The organism is Stenotrophomonas sp. STEN030 (assembly GCF_056759995.1).
Genome location: NZ_JBRREB010000054.1, coordinates 1 through 18397 on the forward strand (window position 1 = coordinate 1; position 18397 = coordinate 18397).

An 18397-nucleotide genomic window follows, 5' to 3' on the forward strand; every position below is an offset into this window, starting at 1 on the left:
GTCTGGTTGTTTGTTGGGCCCGGCGGGGCGCCCCGCGCCCCCGCCCCCCCCCCCCCCCCCCCCCCCCCCCCCCCCCCCCCCCCCCCCCCCACTACAGGTGCTGTTCTTAGTTCTTCTTGGCAGGCGCTGCAGGCGCCGGTACGGCTGCGCCCTTGGCGACACGGATGCCATTGGCCTTCATCCAGGCATCGAACTGATCGGCGCTCATCTTCTGCTCGCCCTGCTGCATCATGAAACGGTAATTGCCCAGCGAATCCTTCTCGGCCAGCGGTGCTTCCACCCGCACTTCGATCGGCTTGTCGTCGTTCTTCGCGGTCTTCTTTGCCGAGGAAGCACAACCGGCCAGCACCGCTACCGAAGCCGCCATGAGAACAATGCCAGAGACACGGGAAAGAGCTTGCATGGCAATAACCTCAAGTAATTAGAGCCTCAGTCTAATCCACCATCTTAGCTAGTACAGCTATTTGCCTGAATTTATTGAAATTAGTCACTCGCGCTGACATGCGCGGTTTTGCTGGCAGCCTGCAGCGCATTCAGCTCCGTCTGGCTCAACTCCCGCCATTGACCCTTGCCCAGCTCGCCCAACTGCACCGGCCCAATCGCCACCCGCATCAAACGCAGCACATCCAGCCCCAAGGCCTTGAGCAGGCGTCGGATGTGGCGATTGCGGCCTTCGTCCAGCACCACCTCCAACCACGCAGTACGTTCGCCATGCCGCAGCAGCTGCACCGAATGCGCCGCCAAGCGTTCGCCCTCGTCGTCGATGCCTGCGTGCATACGCTCCAACAGCGCCGTGTCGGGCACAGCATCTACCTGTACCCGGTAGGTTTTCAATGGGCCGGTGCTTGGCTCGGTCAGACCCGCCGCCCACTCCGGATCATTGCTGAAGAACAACAGGCCTTCGCTGGCCTTGTCCAAGCGCCCGACCGGCGCCATCCACGGCAGGCCAGCACCTTCAAAACACTGGTAGACGGTGTCGCGGCCCTGCTCGTCCTGCACCGTGGTGACCAGACCACGCGGCTTGTTCAAGGCCAGGTAGAGGCGCCGCGGCGCTGCCAGCGGCAAACCGTCCAGCAACACCTGCTGGCGGCCGGCAACCACTGGAAACTCCGGGTCACGCACCACCTTGCCATCCACACTGACCCGGCCATCAAGCACCCGGCGAGCAGCTTCGGTACGCGAGCACACACCGGCCTTGGACAGCACCCGCGCCAGACCATGCCGGACCCCGGCGGGGGCAGGCTTGTTGGTGCGCGCAGCATTGCGGGGCGCAGGCGAAAGCAAACGCCCGCCGGGCGTTGCGCGGCGGGCGTGCGGAGAATACGGAGGCTTGGACGACGACATCGGGGCTGCGAGCGGCTGTTGCCGCCTTACTTGACCTCGGCGGCAGGCTGCGCGGCAGCCGGCGCTGCAGCCGGATCGGTCGCAACCGGGCGTGCCTTGACCACGCGCACACCACGCGCCTTCATCCAGGCATCGAATTCTTCGGCGGTCATGCGCTTGCCGTTCTGGCTCATGTCAAAACGCCACGGCGTGTTGTCGAACTCGGTCTGCGGCTTGTACGCGGCCGGATCGTTGGCGTTGATCGCCGGGCGCGCCGGAATGGCGTTGGCCACGTTGTTGCAGCTCTCAACGCGCAGGCGCATCAGCACGCGATCCAGCGACTGCTCATCACCACCAGCCGAGCTCAACACGCCCGACGGCATGCCCAGCTGGCCCGGGCGCACATACAGCTCCGAGGCCACCGGTGCGATCAGCGAGGTCGCCAGCGGCGCCGGCGTCACTGAACTGGCCGAACAATCCACGGCTGCATGGGCGGCAGGCACAAATGCCAGGGCGACAAGACCAGCCAGAGCGATACGCAGCATTGAATTTCCATTCGGCAAGTTAACGCGGCGAGTGTAGGCAGCGCCCGCAGCGCTTTCAACCGTTAAATGCGCACAAACTGCGATTACTCGCCGGCGTCACACAAATTGCGCGCCGAAAAAGTCGCCGACGCAAAAACAAACAAGGCCCGGCAGATGCCGGGCCTTGTTCTCAAACTGTAGTACTTGAAGCGAAGCGTCCGATTAGTTCTGGACGTTCAGCTCGGTACGACGGTTCTTTGCGCGACCTTCCGGGTTGTCCGAACCATCAGCATTGGTGTTCGGAGCAATCGGACGGCTCTCGCCGTAGCCGATCGGGCCCTGCAGACGAGCAGCCGACACACCATTGGTGGTCAGGTAGTCGTACACAGCCTTGGCGCGACGCTCGGACAGCTTCTGGTTGTAAGCGTCGGTACCCTTGGAATCGGTGTGACCGGCAACTTCAACGCGCAGATCCGGGTAACGCTTCAGGATCTCGGTGGCTTCGCTCAGGATCGCAACAGCGTCCGAACGCAGGGTGGCCTTATCGAAATCGAAGTTGACGCCCTTCAGATCGATCGAGACCGGCACCGGGCAACCGTCCGGACCGATGGTCTGGCCAGGCTGCGAGTTCGGGCACTTGTCGTCGCAGTTGTTGACGCCGTCACCGTCGTCATCCAGGTCTGCACAGCTCGGAGCAACCGGAACCGGTGCCGGAGCAACAGCGGCGGCCGGAGCCGGGCCCAGCGGGATCACGACGCCAACCGAAGCCAGCACGTCGCCGAACCAATCCTGGTTCTTGTTGCCAGCCTGGTTCGGAGCAATGCTCTGGTCGTCGAAGTCAGCGCGGTAAGCCAGTTCAGCACGCACAGCGACGCGCTTTTCGAAGGTGGTCTGCAGACCAACGCCGACCTTGGCGGCCAGGTTGCCGTCCTTGCGATCCTTCAGCAGGCCGCCGGCCTGATACTCTTCTTCAGCCTTCTGGTAGCCCAGGCCTGCGAGCAGGTACGGGTTCCAGCCACGGCCTTCCTGGATGAAGTGGCGACGCAGGTCCAGCGAAACGCCGTACTGCGACCAGTTCTGGTCCTGGTTGTTGTCGAAGTTCGGGTTCTGATAGTTCAGCTCACCGTCCAGCGACCAGTTCGGGCTGATGAACTTGCCCAGACCCAGCGTGGCGAACGGGGCGTCATTGGTGCCGCGGTCGCCGTCCTGGAAGTTGAAGCCGGCCGAACCGGTCAGGTACCAGCGGTCGTCAAATTCCTGAGCCGAAGCGGCCTGGGCGAAAGCCAGACCACCGAGCAGCGCGGCGGTAAGGATCTTCTTGTTCATGAAATACAGCTCCTTGTTTCGGGGGTATGAAACCGGTAGAGGCATGGTCCAGCACAGCGATATTCTTCGTCGCGTTCAGAGACGGCCGTTTCCTCACGCCATCGCGGTGCACATTATGCGCTTGGCCGTGAAGGCGATGTTAACAGGCTCGTAACAAATGGAGCGACCACCAGACCTCTACGTGTCCGGCTTGGCGCAACGTATACAGCTTGATCAAAGGACGCAAGAGCGTGCTATCGCAAGGCTTCCGGGGAAATTGCTGCGGCGCAGCTGATTTCTTGTGACAAACCCTTTATTAACAGGGCTTGCGCCGCCGGTTACCGCCAGCTGAATCGTTTGCTCGGTATGATGATTTTGCTCCCCCGCTACGGAACTTTTCCGCATGAAAGCAATCGGCCTGACCCACTATCTCCCCATTGATGAACCGGACGCATTACTGGACCTGACCCTGCCCGTTCCGGCTGCCCCGCAAGGCCAGGACTTACTTGTTCAGGTTCACGCTGTTTCTGTTAATCCGGTGGACACCAAACTGCGCGGCCCCAAGCCGGGCGAGGAAAATCCACCACGGGTACTGGGCTTTGATGCCGCCGGCACCGTGGTCGCGGTAGGCCCGGAAGTCACCGCGTTTGAGATCGGTGATGAGGTTTACTACGCCGGTGATGTCACCCGCCCAGGTTGCAACGCGCAGCTGCAGCTGGTGGACGAGCGCCTGGTTGGCCGCAAGCCGACCACACTGGACTTCGCTGAGGCGGCGGCATTGCCGCTGACCACACTTACTGCATGGGAGCTGCTGTTCCAACGCATGCCGTATCAACTGGATGGGCGCCGCAATACCGACAAGACCCTGTTGGTGATTGGCGGTGCCGGTGGTGTCGGCTCGATGGCGATTCAGCTTGGCCGCCATGCTGGTTTCACCGTGGTAGCCACCGCCTCCCGCCCGCAAAGCGTGCAATGGTGCCAGCAGATGGGGGCGACGCACGTCATCGATCATCGTCAGCCATTGGCAGCGCAACTGCAGGCGCTGGGTATCCGCAGTGTGGATGCGGCACTCAATCTGGCCAATACCGACCTGTACTGGCAGCAGCTGGGTGAGTTGCTGGCGCCGCAAGGCCATGTCGGACTGATCGTCGAGCCTGCCGGCGAACTGCGCATCGGCGATCCCTATAAAGCAAAGTGCATCGGTATCCACTGGGAGTTCATGTTTGCCCGCGCCCGCTTCCGCACCGCCGACATGATCGAGCAGCACCGCATCCTGACCCGCGCCGCCAGCCTGATCGACGCAGGCGAACTGCGCACCACCCTCAGTGAGCGCCTGGGCACGATCAACGCAGCAAACCTGCGTCAGGCCCACCGTCAGCTGGAAGCTGGCAGCACCATCGGCAAGCTGGCGCTGGAAGGCTGGGACTGAGCCACACGCCACGGCACGTTGCGCCACCCTGATGTGGCGCAACGCCTCTATCTATATGTCTGCGCTGCAGGCAGTACCTTGATCTCCGAACCATGCCTTCCCTGATATTTGTCTCGCGCCTGCTGCAACTACTGCTGGGCCTGTTTCTGTTTGGCATCGCCTCTTCCTTGATGATCCGTGCCGGTATCGGCATCGCGCCCTGGGACGTATTGAGCCAGGGCATCGCGCTGCGCAGCGGCTGGGGCTTCGGCCTGATCACCAACCTCGTCGGCGTCTGCGTACTACTGATGTGGCTGCCACTGCGGCAGAAGCCGGGACTTGGCACCGTACTCAACGTGTTGTTGATCGGCCCCAGCGCGCAGCTGGGCCTGAATCTGCTGCCCGCGGCGCAGGGCCTGCTCTGGCAACTGCTGTTGTTCGCCGCAGGCCTGGTATTGCTGGCAGTGGCCACCGGGCTCTACATCGGCGCGCGCTTTGGGCCCGGTCCACGCGATGGCCTGATGACCGGCCTGCATGCCCGTACCGGATGGGCGATATGGAAGGTGCGCACCTTGATTGAAGCCTGCGCATTGGCAGTAGGCTGGTGGCTGGGCGGCAATGTCGGCTGGGGCACCTTGGCGTTCGCCCTGCTGATCGGTCCGCTCTGTGGCATCACCCTGCCCTTGTTTGACCGACAGCCGCGACCCGCTGCAGCCTCACCCGCCGCCTGACCATGGCGACTGCGCAGTCAGCGACGACTGCGCACTACCTGCTGACGGATATGCCAGTCGCGCAATGCCACCCACGCCGCGGCCTGCCTTGCCCGCGCCGCGCTGACCGCATCCGGTGCCTCGCCTTGTACCTGCACATGGCGGGAATCAATCCAGCGATGCAGGCGCGGTTCTTCCAAGGGGAACAACAACCCTGCCGGGGTATACATGCGGTTGAACTGCGCCAGCGCCTCCCCGCCATTGGGCGCGGGCTGCCAGAGATTGCGGCCAGTCGCGAAATAGCGCTGCCCCGGCAACGCCAGCTCCACCAGGGTCGGAAGCAGATCACCGTGACCGGCAAAAGCACTGGTATCGGGCATGCTATCGGCCGGCGCGAATGCCGGCGGAACCCGCAGCCAGGCGAACACGCGGTCCACGTCCACCTGCTCGGTTGGCAGGTCGTAGCTGTAGTGCGAGCGCAGATTGTGGTCGCCGGCCATCGCTACAAGGGTTCGCTCACCAAGCGGCTGCTCGCGCAGTTGCTGCAGAAAGCCGCCCAGCTCATCGGCCTGGTATTGATAGGTAGCGAGCATCCGCCGCAGCTCGCCCGTATCATTCAGCGCGCGAGGACCCAAGGCTGCCGGATCCAATGGGTACTGCCGACGTGGCGTATCCAAGGCATGCGGCGGGTGGTTGCTGGTGGTCAGCAACACCATGAACAGGCGCTCACCACGGGCATCAGCCTCGCTCAACAAGGTCTGCGCGAAGCGAAACAACCAGCTGTCATACAAACCCCATTCGGTCCCGGTGGCCTTGGCGAAACGCTGTTTGATATCGCGCGCGTCATACACCCGATCAAACCCTTGATTCGGAAGTGCGGTGCCAATCTCGCGCCAATCGCTGCCGCCGCCATAAATGAACACGGTGCGATAGCCCGCACGCTGGAATGGCAGCGCAGCAGACGTATCAAACCCCAGCCGCGCATTCCGGCCCAAGGTCAGCGGCGTGATCGGCGTCCCAAGGATCAGGTTCTCCAGCGTCGGATGGGTGCCGTTCTGGGAGGCGATGAAATTGTCGAAGCGATGCCCGGTAGGCAATTCAGCGCGCAGGCGACCGAGCATGTCGTTGCGCGGACCATCGGTATAGAGCAGGTCCTGGCCGAAGGACTCCAACAGGCCCAGCACCACATGTGGTGACTGCGCCAAGCTGCGTGGCTGGCCGGGGGCGACCGGGAACAGCGCCGCCTGTAGCACCTGGGGATCCGCCGAAGGCAGCCCTGCGAGCTTGGCGGCCCCGACGATATCGGCAAACCCCAAGGCTTGCACACCTACCAGCGGGTCGTCGCTGATATCAGTCTCCTTGGCACGCGTACGCGCTGCGCGGTAAAGCGCCAGCGGCGCGTTCAGCACAATGGCGTTGACGAAAGGATCGGCCGATACGGTCACATCACGCCTTATCAGCGGGAAGCTGCCAACGCTGCCGCGCGCCAGCAGTACCAACAGCACGCATTGCAGCACCAGCAACAGCGCGCGTGACCACGTGGCCGAACCCTGCGGCAAGCGCTGGGCCAGCCAGTCACCGGCGCGTGGAATGCTCCAGTACAACGCGCACCCTGCCAGCAACAGGCCCATAACGCCCCGGACTACCGGATAGTCATCCCAGACGGTCTCAAGGATTGCCCCGGTGTCGTCCTCGAACATACCGAATACGATGGGATCAAAGCGCGCCTTATAGAACGCGTAATAGAAGTGCTCACACAGCGACAGCAACGCGAACGCCAGCAACAATGCCAGCAACAGATGCCGCGCCAGCCGCACCGCCGTTTCACGCCGTCCCGCCAGCCACACCGGAAGAGTCAGCAAGCCGACAAGGCCAGCGGATACCGCACCGGCCACCAGGTCATAGCGCATCCCCTGCAACATCGCCGGCCATAGCAGCGCAAGGCTGCGCTCGCTACCGGCGTAATCCCACCACATGAACAGTCGGGCCAGGCCACCAAGCACCGCCATGCCCACAACCAGCATCCAGAGCTGGGGAGCCAGGCGGGTGACGCGTTCTGCAGGAACAACATTTGAAGGCGTTACAGGCATGGATCTTCCACGACAGTCAGTCCGTTGCTGGGCGGGGCGGCGCATTGTAAAGAGGCTGTAACTATTTTTGGGTTGATCCAGCCCTCCCCAGCAGAATCAAGGATTGAGACCAGCCCCATTGCCAGTCAGAATGGGCCATTCCATACGCAAGCGTATCCAGCATGACGCCAGCCAACGACACCGCCTATCCGCACCTGTTCGCCCCGCTGGATCTGGGCTTCACCCAGCTACGCAATCGCGTGCTGATGGGCTCGATGCATACCGGGCTGGAAGACCATGCCCGCGACTTCCCCAAGCTGGCTGCCTACTTCGGTGAGCGCGCGGCCGGTGGCGCAGCGTTGCTGGTCACCGGAGGCTTCGCGCCCAACGTGGTTGGCTGGCTGGCGCCGTTCGGCAGCAAGCTGTCCTGGCCGTGGGAAGTCAGCCGCCATCGTCAGGTGACTGCTGCTGTCCACGGCCATGGCGCCAAGATCTGCCTTCAGCTGCTGCACGCCGGTCGCTACGGCTACCACCCGCTGCAGGTGGCCCCGTCCAAGCGCAAGGCGCCGATCAACCCGTTCACCCCGCGCGCGCTGTCGGCTGGCGGCGTCGAGCGGCATATCGCCGACTACGCCCGTGCCGCCAAGTACGCACGTGATGCCGGTTACGACGGCGTCGAGGTGATGGGCTCGGAAGGCTATCTGATCAACGAGTTCATCGCCCCGCGCACCAATACCCGCAGCGATGCCTGGGGCGGCGACCCAGCCAAGCGCATGCGCTTTGCGGTGGAGATCGTACGCCGCATCCGCGAGGCCTGTGGGCCGGACTTCATCATCATTTACCGGCTGTCCTTGGTGGACCTGGTCGAGGATGGCAGCAACTGGCAGGAGATCGTGCAGCAGGCCAAGGCCATCGAAGCGGCCGGCGCGACCCTGCTCAACTCCGGCATCGGCTGGCACGAAGCCCGCATTCCGACCATCGCCACCTCGGTGCCGCGTGCGGCGTTTGCCGGAGTCACCGCCAAGCTCAAACCGCATGTCGGCATTCCTTTGATCGCCACCAACCGCATCAACATGCCGGAGGTGGCCGAAGGCATCCTCGCAGGCGGCGGTGCCGACATGGTGTCGCTGGCACGGCCACTGCTGGCCGACCCCGAGTGGCCGGCCAAGGCCAAGGCCGGCAAGCCCGAAGCGATCAATACCTGCATCGCCTGCAACCAGGCCTGCCTGGATCATGTGTTCCAGCAGAAGCGCGCCAGCTGCCTGGTCAACCCGCGCGCTGCGCATGAAACCGAGCTGGTCTACCTGCCGACCAGCGCGCCCAAGCGCGTTGCGGTGGTCGGCGCCGGTCCGGCCGGGCTGGCCTGCGCCAGCGTCGCCGCCGGCCGCGGCCACAAGGTGACCCTGTTTGATGCGGCCGAGGAGATCGGTGGCCAGTTCAATGTGGCCAAGCGCATCCCCGGCAAGGAGGAGTTCCACGAGACCCTGCGCTACTTCCGCCATCAGCTGGCCGAAACCGGTGTCGACGTACGTCTGAATACCCGCGCCGATGCCGACGCACTCAACGGCTTCGACGAAGTAGTGATCGCCACCGGCATCAGCCCGCGCAAGGTCGATTTCCCAGGCGCCGACCACCCAATGGTGGTCAGCTATCTGGATGTGCTGTTGGGCCGGGTCAAAGCCGCCGACAAGGTGGCCATCATCGGCGCCGGCGGCATCGGTTTCGACGTCGGCGAGTTCCTGGTCCATGAAGGCCCGTCACCGGCCCTGGACCCGGCCCGCTGGATGGCCGAATGGGGCGTGGACGCCAGCTTTGAAAGCCGTGGCGCGCTGGCCAAGCCGCAGCCGGAAGCACCGGCTCGCAAGGCCTGGCTGCTGCAGCGCAGCCCCGGCAAGCCCGGCGCCAAGCTCGGCAAGACCACCGGCTGGATCCACCGCGCCACACTCAAGGCCAAGGGTGTGAAGATGCTCGGCGGCGTCGAATACCTAGGCGTGGACGACAGCGGCCTGCGCATCCGCGTCGATGGACAGGAGCAGTTGCTGGACGTCGGCACCGTGGTGATCTGCGCCGGTCAGGAGCCGCGCCGTGAGCTGGCTGACACGCTGCAGGCCGCCGGCCGCAGCGTTCACATCATTGGTGGCGCAGATGTCGCTGCCGAACTGGATGCCAAGCGGGCAATCGACCAGGGCAGTCGTCTGGCCGCGGCACTCTGATTCAGCAGCAAAGCGATTCATTTTTGCTCCCGCCCGGGCACTGCCGATACGCCCGGGGCTGCTCGCCTCCCCGAACTGCTTGCCAGCATGCTGGCAAGCGCACAGGACCGGGAAACATCAGAAAAAGGCCGGAATTTAGAAAAAAGCGCGATGCGTATCCCTTTTCCCCGGCGCACCAACATCGCTTGCACTGGCGGCTCCAGACCACCGAAGCAAAGCTGAATGCGCAACCTCGAGCCAGATTTGACCTTGCCAACAAACCTGAATGTCAACATTCGCCGTTCAGGATGAGTTTGGGATTGCCCCCCTAACTTGCGCCAACTTCCGCTCACCCACCAGTTCTGGTGAGCAGGCGCAGCCCTCCCCAATCTGATTGAGGGCTGCCCACGGGGCGGCCCCGATGCCAGGCCGCCTCCCCATAACGCCAAGTCGTCGCTGTCAGGTTCCCAGTTGGGAACAGGCAGGCTGCGGCCCATACGGAGCAAGGAGATTTATGAAACTGGCTTGGATTCTTTGGTTGTCGCAGATGTTGCCGCAACCAGCAGCCGATTCGTTGTGCTTGAGCACTACCGTTTACCTGGAAGCCCGCGACCAGACCCTTCGCGGCCAGCAGGCCGTGGCCGAAGTCGCCCTGCGGCGGTTGGACAGCGGCCTGTGGGGTGACTCGATGTGCCAGGTGGTGACCGCGCGCAAGCAGTTCGCCCCGACCTTGGTCGCCCCCGGCACCCAGCTGCGCAACAACGATGCCTGGGCTGAAGCCGTGGACGTGGCCTTTGCCGCCGAGCGCAACTGGGCCCTGCCCAATGGCCAGCGCAAGGAGATCGTGCCGGGCGCCAGCCACTTCGCCGCCCACGCCATCGCCAGCCCGAGCTGGCGCAATGCCTACCAGGTAGCCACTATCGGCGGGCATACCTTCTACAAGGTGCAGTCGCTGAAGCCGCGCGCTTCCTGAGCCAGCTGAACGCGTAACGCACTGTCTGTGCCAATCATGGACACACTGCGTTACGCGCTTGTGGCGATAATGCCCGGGTCTTTCCACTCCCGAGGTAGCCCTGATGAAGCTCTATACCAAGCCCGGCGCCTGTTCGCTGGCCGACCATATCGCACTGCTCTGGTCGGGCCTGCCGTTCGAGCTGCAGATCGTGGACTACGCCACGATGAAGTCGCCCGAGTACCTGAAGATGAACCCGGCCGGTGCCGTGCCGATGCTGGAAGACGGCGGCTGGATCCTTACCCAGAACGCGGCCATCCTGCATTACATCTGTGACAAGGCCCCGGCTGCCGGTCTGGAAGGCGGCAGTGACCCGCGTACCCGTGCCGAGGTCAACCGTTGGTTGTCCTTCGTCAACGCCGACCTGCACCCGACCTACTACCCGATCTTCGGTTCGACCAAGTACCTGGAAGACGAGGCGGTCATCGCCCGCACCCAGGAAAACTCGCGCCAGAAGCTCACTGCCCTGTACCAGCGCATCAATGACCGCCTGGCCGAGGTCGACTGGCTCGGCGGCACCCCGCGCGCGTCGATCGCCGATGCCTACACCTATGTGACCCTGCGCTGGGCACGTGGCCTGAAGCTCGACCTGGCTGGCATGGACGCACTGGATCGCTTCGAGCAGCGCATGCTGGCCGATCCGGCGGTGCAGGCTGCGCTCAAGGCTGAAGGCCTGAGCTGATCTGCCGCTTTACGCTTGAACGCAACGGGCCGCCTGTCACCTGACTGGCGGCCCGTTTCATTTACTGCGCTCGTGGCGCTTATCGCGCCGACAAGCTCATCACAAGGCGTGGCCGCTCGCGATACAGCGTTGGATACTGCTGTTTCAACGCAGCGACCTTGGGCAAATCGTTGATGCGGATGTAAGCCGCCTCCGGATGCAGGGTCAGATAGTTCTGGTGATAGCCCTCGGCCGCATGAAACACCTTGCCACCATCGACCTGGGTGACCAGTGGCGCGGGGAACGCCTTGCTGCGCTGCAGCTGCGCGACATAGGCGCGGGCGGCATCACGCTGGGCGGCGTCATCGGCGTAGATGGCGGAACGGTACTGGCTGCCATGGTCCGGTCCCTGCCGGTTGAGCTGGGTCGGATCGTGCACCACCGAGAAGAACACCTGCATCAACTGCCCGTAACTGACCTGTGAGGGGTCGTAGCTGACCTGCACGGCTTCGGCGTGGCCGCTGCCGCCACTGCTCACCTTTGTATACGTGGCATCAGCAGCGCTGCCGCCGATGTAACCGGATACCGCGTTGTCCACGCCGTTGATGTGCTGGAACACGCCCTGCACGCCCCAGAAGCAACCACCGGCAAACACCACCCGCGCCTGTTTGACACCGGTCTGGTGCAGATCAGCAGCGCCAGTAGGCGCCGGCAACGTGATCGACACCGGCGCTGCCTGCGCCGTGCGATCCAGACTGAACACTGCGGCCAGCAACAGCCCAGCAACCGCCGCCGCAATGCTGCCTGCGACGAGCTTGTCCGTGGCGATCTTCATCACGTGTTTCCTCCAATCAGCCAAAAGTGAAGGCATATGCGCGCACACCCGGATCGAGGAACTCGATCTCGAAGGTGCGTTCGCGCACCTCGCCGTCCTGGCGGATCAATTGATACAGCCGGTTCTGATCCACCCTGCCCTCGCCCTGCGCAGATACGTCGCTACCGGCCGCTGCCTTTGGTGGCTGGCCATCGATGCGCACGCGGAAACGCACCGGCCGCGCCGGGTCCTGCGGCGCCAGCACCAGATGCAGGTCACGCGCATGGAAGCGGAATGCGATCCGCCCGCCCGCCTGTTCCAGCTGCGCGTCTTCCTCACCGACGATCCAACGCCCGCCCAGTGCCCATTGATTGAGCTGCAGCTGCATCGGCACGGCGTAATCGCTGACCTGCCCAGCCTGCATGCCGCCGGGCGAGGCGAAGTGCTCGGCGCGGCCATGGCCGATATAGGTTTCCGGCGACTTCAAACTGCTCATGTCGGCTTGGCGCTCGACGCCGCTGGCGGCCATGCGCATTGCCGGCGCCGCGTCACCCGGCAAGCTGTTGCCAGCCTCGCGCAGCAACTGACGGATGATCTGCTCGGATTCTTGGTAGTTGCCTTCACCAAAGTGATGGGCGCGGATGCGTCCCTGCGCATCGATGAAGTAATGCGCTGGCCAGTACTTGTTGTTGAATCCGCGCCAGATCGCGAAATCATTGTCGATCGCGACCGGGTAAGTGACCTTCAGATCAGCAACCGCGCGCTGCACATTACGGAGGTCGCGCTCAAAGGCGAACTCCGGCGCATGCACGCCGATCACCACCAGCCCGTGATCCTTGTAGCGCTCTGCCCAGTCGCGAACATAGGGCATGGCTCGCAGGCAGTTGATGCAGGAGTAAGTCCAGAAATCGACCAGCACCACCTTGCCGCGCAGTTGCTGCGCATCCAGCGGCGGGCTGTTGAGCCAGCCGGTAGCACCGGCCAGTGATGGCAGCTCGCCTTCCACCGGCAGGCTGGCATCGCCCTTGCCGTCACCAGCCATCATCATCATTGACGGACCTGCTGCCGGCTGTTGCGAAGGCAGTGCATCCAGCAGCTTCTGCTCCAGCTTGGCCGTGCTGACCGTCGACAGCCGCGTCAGCAGGCCGGTATCCCAACCCATCGCGATTGCCAGCACCGCAAACAAGGCAGCGATTCCCAAACCACGACGGATCCATTCGCCCACGCCCAAGCGCCGCTTCAAGGCGGTGAACACGCGCCCGCCTATCCACACCGCCAGCGCCAGCGACGTCGCTGCGCCCAATGCATAAGCCAGCAGCAAGCCAGTGGTGCCGACATTTGCCCCCTGCAGTGCCGCGCCGGTCAGGATCAGGCCAAGGATGGGGCCCGCGCACGGCGCCCATAGCAGGCCGGTGGCCACGCCGATCAGCAAGGAGCTGAGCACGCCCTGCCCCGCATCGGCGGCTGCGCCAAGACGCACGCCCAGGCGCTGCAGCGGCGCCAGCAGGCGATCCGCCAGCGCCGGCCATAGCAGCGCGACGGCGAACAGCGCCATCACCACCAACGCAATCCAGCGCCCGATCTGGTTGGCCTGCACCACCCACTGACTGCCCACCGCGGCCAGACTGGCGACCACCGCGAACATCAGCGCCATGCCAACCAACAGCGGCAGCCCGCTACGCAGGAATGGCCGGTCAGCGCGCGCGAATACGAAGGGCAGCACCGGCAGGATGCAGGGGCTGAGCAGGGTAAGTACGCCGCCGAGATAGGCCAGTACCAACAGGAACATGGAAGCATCCTTCTTGAATATGGGAAGCGGCGCTCAAGCCGCGACGAACTGCAGGGCCACGCCGTTCATGCAGTAACGCAGGCCGGTCGGGCGTGGGCCGTCTTCGAATACATGGCCCAGGTGGCCACCACAGCGCCGGCAATGCACCGCCACCCGGGACATGCCGAAGGTGGTATCGCGGTCCTCTCCCACCGCGCCGTGCAGGGGCGCCCAGAAGCTCGGCCAGCCGGTGCCGCTGTCGAACTTGGTGGCCGAAGAGAACAGCGGCAGCGCACAGCCCGCACAGTTGAAGGTGCCACGCCGGTGCTCATTGTTGAGCGGGCTGGTGAAGGCCCGTTCGGTGCCCTGCTGGCGCAGCACCGTGTATTGCGCGGGGCTGAGCAACTGGCGCCATTGAGCATCGCTGCGCATCACTTCGAACACGGCGCTGCCGGCAGGCGCTGCCGGCGCCGGGCCATTGCAGGCGGTCAGGCCCAGCACACCAGCGGCGGCTGCCATACCGCCGATACCAAGCAGCTTGCGACGGGTGAGCGACATGGGCGTTCTCCAGCCAGGGACGATGTGGCCATGCTGCGCCCGGGCAGGTCAACGAATCCTCACGCAGAGTTAAATTCTTCGTGACACATCGGCGCGCCGGTCCAAGCACAATGCCAGCCACCCCTATAGCGGCCGCAGGCGTCGATGAGCAGCAAACACATCCTGATCGTCGAAGACGATGTCCATATCGCCAACCTGCTGCGCATGCATCTACGTGACGAAGGCTATGACGTCACCCATGCGGCCAGCGGCGATGAAGGCGTGCGCTTGCTGGAAAGCGGGCAATGGGACGCGCTGGTGCTGGACCTGATGCTGCCCGGCGTGGACGGTCTGGAAATCTGCCGCCGTGCCCGTGCAATGACCCGCTACACACCGATCATCATCACCAGCGCGCGCGCCAGCGAACTGCATCGCATCCTCGGTCTGGAACTGGGCGCCGACGACTACCTGGCCAAACCGTTCTCAATGCTGGAGCTGGTAGCGCGGGTGAAGGCCCTGCTGCGCCGGGTCGAGGCGATGGCACAGAACGCGCGCATCGATGCTGGCGTGATCGAGGTAGCCGGCCTGCGCATCGATCCGGTCGCGCGCACCGCGCAGGTTGAAGCGCGCCCACTGGAACTCACCCCGCGCGAATTCGACCTGCTGTACTTCTTCGCCCGCCATCCGGATCAGGTGTACTCGCGGATGGAACTGCTCAACCAGGTCTGGGGCCATCAACACGATGGCTACGAGCACACCGTCAATACCCACATCAATCGGCTGCGCAACAAGATCGAGCACGACCCGGCAGCACCGAAACGCATTCTTACGGTATGGGGGCGTGGCTACAAACTGGCGACCGACGACGGGAGCACGGCATGAACCGGCTGACGCTTTCGCAGCGCCTGACGTTGGTGTTCTGTGCGCTGCTGTTGATCTGCTGCGGCGCGCTGGCGTGGATACAGATGCGCAGCAACCGCATGCACGAGCAGGAAACCGTACAGCGCCTGTCACGCGGCCTGGCCGAACACATCGCCCGCAGCGGCGAGTTGATGGATGCACGCGGCATCCGCGATGGCGAAGTACGCGCACTGTTCGGCAAGCTGATGTCAGTCAATCCCAGCGTCGAGGTCTATCTCCTTGACGACGAAGGCCGCATCCTCGGCCATGACGCACCCGAAGGTCACCTCAAACGTGATCGCGTCGATCTGGCGCCAGTGCAGGCACTGCTCAACGGCGGAAAGCTGCCGATCTTCGGCGACGACCCGCGCAGCAGCAGCGGCCGCAAGGTATTCAATGCCGCGCCACTGTGGGTGCAGGGTCGACAGGTCGGCTACATCTATGTGGTGCTGGTCGGCGAGCAGCGCGAAGCACTGGCCGCGGACATCGCTGCCAATACCAACCTGCGCACTACGCTGTGGTCGCTGGCAATCGTGGCGGTTATCGGCTTGCTGGCCGGGGTGATCGCGTTCCGCTGGGTGACCCGGCCACTTCGTCAATTGACGCGTCGCATCCAGTCCTTCGATGTCGACAGCGCTGACCCGCGCCTGCCCTTGCCGCCCACACCGCTGCGTGCCGGTGAACGCGATGAACTGAGCATCCTGCAACACAGCTTTGCCCATCTCAGCCAGCGCGTCGGCGAGCAATGGCAGCAGCTGCGGCAGCAGGACCTGCAGCGTCGCGAACTGGTCGCCAATCTGTCGCATGACCTGCGTACGCCGCTGTCGTCATTGCATGGCTATCTGGAAACCCTCGCGCTCAAGGATGCCAACCTCAGCGCCGAGGAGCGCCAGCGCTATCTGGCCATCGCCCTGTCACAGAGCCACAAGGTTGGTCGGCTTGCGCAGGCCTTGTTTGAGCTTGCGCGCTTGGAACACGGCGGCGTGGTACTGGAGCTACAGGCCTTCTCGCTGCCGGATCTGGTCCAGGATGTATTCCAGAAATTCGAACTGGCCGCACAGTCACGCCAGCAGCAGCTTGAAGCTGTGATTCCCGCCGGCCTGCCGCCGGTGGAAGCCGACCTCGGCCTGATCGAGCGGGTACTGACCAACCTGCTCGACAACGCCATCCGGCATTCACCGGCAGGCGGTCGAATCACGGTAGCGTTGCGCGCACTCGATGGCGATGTGCTGGTCCGCGTGTCCGATACCGGTCCGGGCATTCCGGCAGCGCGCCGTGATCACCTGTTCAGCACGCTACCGGCGCTGGGCAGCCAGCGCCCGGACAGTGGCGGTCTGGGCTTGTTGATCGTGCACCGCATCCTGCAGCTGCACCATCGCCAGATCCGTCTGCTGGATAGTGACGAAGGCGCAGCCTTCGAGTTCTCCTTGCCCGCCGCGCGCCATCGATAACGCAGCTGTTCGACGCCTTCCGCAGCGCCCGCGGGATCAACCGATCTCGCGGATCACGCCACCCTGTCCATCGCGAAGCAAGGTCGGCCTTACTTCGATCCGCAGCCTGCCACCCGGCAGCGGATACAGGCCGCGTTCGGCACGCACGCTGTCCAGCATCGCCTGCAGGCTGGCATCGGACAGCACACAGCGCGCGCTGTCGCCATCGCTTTGCACGTCGTCGATCAGGCCAGGCTCAAACCGCCATTGACGGTCCTTGCCAAGCACCACCAGCGGCTTGTCGTGATGCAGCCGCAGCGGCAACAGCTCGAGCACGCTGGCAACCTGCCCCGCGCCCAGCACCAACGTGGTGGTTGTGTCTTCGACTGACCACTCCAACGTTTCCACGAACAACATGCCGGTGCTCGATCCTTCGCGCTGGCTACCCGCTTCCAGCTGCGCGGCGATGGCGGGATCAGCCAGCAGGGAATCGCGTTCCAACTCGGTGATCCATAGCGGCATTGCCTGCTCCATGACGGCCAATGCGCCCAGCGTGGACCAGCGTTTGATCGCCGCCATCTCGTCGTCGGTCACACCCACCAGCTGCAGGAAATTCAGACGGCCGTTGGCAGTTTCGATCGACGGCAGCTGTGGATCATCGACAAAGGCAAGGTGCCGCAGCTTGGTATCGGTATCCAACGCGATTGGGCCATTGGCATCCAGATGATGGCCGGCTTCGAATACATTGCCGCTGCTGAAAACGTAGCGCGCAAGGTTCTGCATCAGGTTCATCGGCCACGCCGGCGGCTCGCCGCGCTTGCTGTCGCCGGCCTGCGCAGCAAGACGGAACGTCAGCTCGAAACCGAAGCCGCTTTCCTGTGGATCATCGCTCTGCTTATCGTACAGCTCGGAAAATCCGTAGCTGACGTAATGCCAATGCGGACAGGGCGACTTGCTCCAATAGACGCTGATGCCGTCCAGCGGATCGTTGCCACCCAGCGTATGCGACAGCAGCGTGCCGAAATGCCGCGGCTCCTGCCCAGGGTATAGCGCGGCCATCGCCGCGTTGATCGCATCCCAGCCCGCAGTGCTGATGTCGCCGCTGTTTTCCTGTGCCATGCAGGGCACTCCAATGATGAACCTGCCACCATGATAGTGCCCATGCATCACGGCGGCGGTCCGTCGCTACAGGCGCACCGCAAGCCGCGGCCAATGGTCAGTCAGCCAACCACCAGTGCGCGCGTTTCTTCCAACCAACGGCTGGCAAATGCCGGACTCTTGGCCTTGCCCAGCGCCGTGGCCAGTTCCGGCCACAACTGCTCCAGGCTGACCGCGGTCTTGCTGCGATCAATCTTCAGCTGGATCAGGTAGCCTTTCAGGCCCAGGTGCTTGCGCACCGACTCGGCCATCCAGTCGCGCAGCTGTTGGTAGCGCAGCGGGTCGTCACCGAGTTGGGTGGTCACCGGCAATACCGGCGCCTTGTCGGCACTGCCGGCGACCGCGTCGATCAATTCCAGTGCAGTCAGCTGCTGCAACACGTCATCCGGCGCGCGCAGGCCCTGCGCCATCTGCTGCAGTTCGCGCGCATCGCGCTGCCCGTCGACCAGCAACAGCACCGAACGCAATGCGGGCGCCAGCTTCAAACCACGGTTCTCGATCTCCAGACGGCCAGCGGCCGTCTTGGCATAGATGAATGCCATTCCCCCTCCCTCTTTTGTGCATCGCAATACGGTACGCGCGCATC

At 63.9% G+C, this 18397-nt stretch carries 17 protein-coding genes; 7 read left to right on the top strand and 10 right to left on the bottom strand.

The window, feature by feature from the left end; genetic code table 11:
• Positions 1-106: 106 nt before the first annotated feature.
• From ACVOLR_RS16470 to ACVOLR_RS16485, 4 genes are all read right to left on the bottom strand, one after another.
• Positions 107-403: a hypothetical protein gene (locus ACVOLR_RS16470; RefSeq protein WP_481537399.1), complete on the bottom strand. Its 297-nt coding sequence runs from the start codon at positions 401-403 to the stop codon at positions 107-109.
• An 80-nt stretch (positions 404-483) separates the two neighbouring features.
• Positions 484-1344 (bottom strand): pseudouridine synthase, encoded by an 861-nt coding sequence (locus tag ACVOLR_RS16475; RefSeq protein WP_481537400.1) that lies wholly within the window; start codon positions 1342-1344, stop codon positions 484-486.
• A gap of 26 nt (positions 1345-1370) precedes the next feature.
• The gene (locus ACVOLR_RS16480; RefSeq protein WP_481513509.1) at positions 1371-1868 is read right to left on the bottom strand and encodes a hypothetical protein; all 498 of its coding nucleotides are present in this window, start codon (positions 1866-1868) and stop codon (positions 1371-1373) included.
• A 201-nt stretch (positions 1869-2069) separates the two neighbouring features.
• Positions 2070-3173 (bottom strand): OmpA family protein, encoded by a 1104-nt coding sequence (locus tag ACVOLR_RS16485; RefSeq protein ID WP_481537401.1) that lies wholly within the window; start codon positions 3171-3173, stop codon positions 2070-2072.
• Between the two features lie 382 nt (positions 3174-3555).
• Here ACVOLR_RS16485 and ACVOLR_RS16490 point away from each other — a divergent pair, with 382 nt between their 5' ends.
• Together ACVOLR_RS16490 and yczE are read left to right on the top strand one after the other, a co-directional pair.
• On the top strand, positions 3556-4581 hold the full coding sequence (locus ACVOLR_RS16490; RefSeq protein WP_481537402.1) for a zinc-binding alcohol dehydrogenase family protein: 1026 nt from the start codon (positions 3556-3558) through the stop codon (positions 4579-4581).
• A 92-nt stretch (positions 4582-4673) separates the two neighbouring features.
• Positions 4674-5291: a membrane protein YczE gene (gene yczE, locus ACVOLR_RS16495; protein WP_481537403.1), complete on the top strand. Its 618-nt coding sequence runs from the start codon at positions 4674-4676 to the stop codon at positions 5289-5291.
• 17 nt (positions 5292-5308) lie between these two features.
• Here yczE and ACVOLR_RS16500 read toward each other — a convergent pair whose 3' ends face one another.
• Positions 5309-7360 (bottom strand): LTA synthase family protein, encoded by a 2052-nt coding sequence (locus tag ACVOLR_RS16500; protein ID WP_481537404.1) that lies wholly within the window; start codon positions 7358-7360, stop codon positions 5309-5311.
• A 161-nt stretch (positions 7361-7521) separates the two neighbouring features.
• Between ACVOLR_RS16500 and ACVOLR_RS16505 the strand changes: the two genes are divergently transcribed.
• From ACVOLR_RS16505 to ACVOLR_RS16515, 3 genes are all read left to right on the top strand, one after another.
• On the top strand, positions 7522-9552 hold the full coding sequence (locus ACVOLR_RS16505) for a 2,4-dienoyl-CoA reductase FMN-binding domain-containing protein (protein ID WP_481537405.1): 2031 nt from the start codon (positions 7522-7524) through the stop codon (positions 9550-9552).
• Between the two features lie 493 nt (positions 9553-10045).
• The gene (locus tag ACVOLR_RS16510) at positions 10046-10504 is read left to right on the top strand and encodes a cell wall hydrolase (protein ID WP_057629626.1); all 459 of its coding nucleotides are present in this window, start codon (positions 10046-10048) and stop codon (positions 10502-10504) included.
• A 103-nt stretch (positions 10505-10607) separates the two neighbouring features.
• Positions 10608-11225, top strand: coding sequence for a glutathione S-transferase N-terminal domain-containing protein (locus ACVOLR_RS16515; RefSeq protein ID WP_481537406.1), 618 nt, complete (start codon positions 10608-10610; stop codon positions 11223-11225).
• Positions 11226-11304: 79 nt separating this feature from the next.
• On the opposite strand, the gene msrA is transcribed toward ACVOLR_RS16515, so the two are convergent.
• Genes msrA through msrB form a run of 3 tightly spaced genes read right to left on the bottom strand, consistent with a single transcriptional unit; the run spans position 11305 to position 14344 of the window.
• Positions 11305-12039: a peptide-methionine (S)-S-oxide reductase MsrA gene (gene msrA / locus ACVOLR_RS16520; RefSeq protein ID WP_481537407.1), complete on the bottom strand. Its 735-nt coding sequence runs from the start codon at positions 12037-12039 to the stop codon at positions 11305-11307.
• A gap of 16 nt (positions 12040-12055) precedes the next feature.
• Positions 12056-13807 (bottom strand): cytochrome c biogenesis protein DipZ, encoded by a 1752-nt coding sequence (locus ACVOLR_RS16525; protein WP_481537408.1) that lies wholly within the window; start codon positions 13805-13807, stop codon positions 12056-12058.
• 33 nt (positions 13808-13840) lie between these two features.
• Positions 13841-14344 (bottom strand): peptide-methionine (R)-S-oxide reductase MsrB, encoded by a 504-nt coding sequence (gene msrB / locus ACVOLR_RS16530; RefSeq protein ID WP_481537409.1) that lies wholly within the window; start codon positions 14342-14344, stop codon positions 13841-13843.
• 144 nt (positions 14345-14488) lie between these two features.
• On the opposite strand from msrB, the gene ACVOLR_RS16535 reads away from it, so the two are divergent.
• Both ACVOLR_RS16535 and ACVOLR_RS16540 read left to right on the top strand, forming a co-directional pair.
• Positions 14489-15205 carry a response regulator transcription factor gene (locus ACVOLR_RS16535; protein ID WP_481537410.1) on the top strand — a complete coding sequence of 239 codons (717 nt, stop codon included), beginning with the start codon at positions 14489-14491 and terminating at the stop codon, positions 15203-15205.
• On the top strand, positions 15202-16674 hold the full coding sequence (locus ACVOLR_RS16540) for a sensor histidine kinase (RefSeq protein WP_481537411.1): 1473 nt from the start codon (positions 15202-15204) through the stop codon (positions 16672-16674). The genes ACVOLR_RS16535 and ACVOLR_RS16540 overlap by 4 nt, the downstream gene beginning before the upstream one ends.
• 36 nt (positions 16675-16710) lie before the next feature.
• On the opposite strand, the gene ACVOLR_RS16545 is transcribed toward ACVOLR_RS16540, so the two are convergent.
• Both ACVOLR_RS16545 and ACVOLR_RS16550 read right to left on the bottom strand, forming a co-directional pair.
• Positions 16711-17772, bottom strand: coding sequence for a suppressor of fused domain protein (locus ACVOLR_RS16545; protein ID WP_481537412.1), 1062 nt, complete (start codon positions 17770-17772; stop codon positions 16711-16713).
• Between the two features lie 101 nt (positions 17773-17873).
• Entirely contained in the window at positions 17874-18353 is a 480-nt protein-coding gene (locus ACVOLR_RS16550; RefSeq protein WP_481537413.1) for a hypothetical protein, read from the bottom strand.
• Between the last annotated feature and the right edge of the window lie 44 nt (positions 18354-18397).

Coding starts and splice junctions, on each gene's coding strand:
- ACVOLR_RS16510 (WP_057629626.1), top strand. CDS start 10,046: ATGAAACTGGCTTGGATTCTTTGGTTGTCGCAGATGTTGCCGCAACCA.
- ACVOLR_RS16500 (WP_481537404.1), bottom strand. CDS start 7,360: ATGCCTGTAACGCCTTCAAATGTTGTTCCTGCAGAACGCGTCACCCGC.
- msrB (WP_481537409.1), bottom strand. CDS start 14,344: ATGTCGCTCACCCGTCGCAAGCTGCTTGGTATCGGCGGTATGGCAGCC.
- ACVOLR_RS16485 (WP_481537401.1), bottom strand. CDS start 3,173: ATGAACAAGAAGATCCTTACCGCCGCGCTGCTCGGTGGTCTGGCTTTC.
- yczE (WP_481537403.1), top strand. CDS start 4,674: ATGCCTTCCCTGATATTTGTCTCGCGCCTGCTGCAACTACTGCTGGGC.
- ACVOLR_RS16475 (WP_481537400.1), bottom strand. CDS start 1,344: ATGTCGTCGTCCAAGCCTCCGTATTCTCCGCACGCCCGCCGCGCAACG.
- ACVOLR_RS16515 (WP_481537406.1), top strand. CDS start 10,608: ATGAAGCTCTATACCAAGCCCGGCGCCTGTTCGCTGGCCGACCATATC.
- ACVOLR_RS16545 (WP_481537412.1), bottom strand. CDS start 17,772: ATGGCACAGGAAAACAGCGGCGACATCAGCACTGCGGGCTGGGATGCG.
- ACVOLR_RS16550 (WP_481537413.1), bottom strand. CDS start 18,353: ATGGCATTCATCTATGCCAAGACGGCCGCTGGCCGTCTGGAGATCGAG.
- ACVOLR_RS16540 (WP_481537411.1), top strand. CDS start 15,202: ATGAACCGGCTGACGCTTTCGCAGCGCCTGACGTTGGTGTTCTGTGCG.
- ACVOLR_RS16505 (WP_481537405.1), top strand. CDS start 7,522: ATGACGCCAGCCAACGACACCGCCTATCCGCACCTGTTCGCCCCGCTG.
- msrA (WP_481537407.1), bottom strand. CDS start 12,039: ATGAAGATCGCCACGGACAAGCTCGTCGCAGGCAGCATTGCGGCGGCG.
- ACVOLR_RS16470 (WP_481537399.1), bottom strand. CDS start 403: ATGCAAGCTCTTTCCCGTGTCTCTGGCATTGTTCTCATGGCGGCTTCG.
- ACVOLR_RS16525 (WP_481537408.1), bottom strand. CDS start 13,807: ATGTTCCTGTTGGTACTGGCCTATCTCGGCGGCGTACTTACCCTGCTC.
- ACVOLR_RS16490 (WP_481537402.1), top strand. CDS start 3,556: ATGAAAGCAATCGGCCTGACCCACTATCTCCCCATTGATGAACCGGAC.
- ACVOLR_RS16480 (WP_481513509.1), bottom strand. CDS start 1,868: ATGCTGCGTATCGCTCTGGCTGGTCTTGTCGCCCTGGCATTTGTGCCT.
- ACVOLR_RS16535 (WP_481537410.1), top strand. CDS start 14,489: ATGAGCAGCAAACACATCCTGATCGTCGAAGACGATGTCCATATCGCC.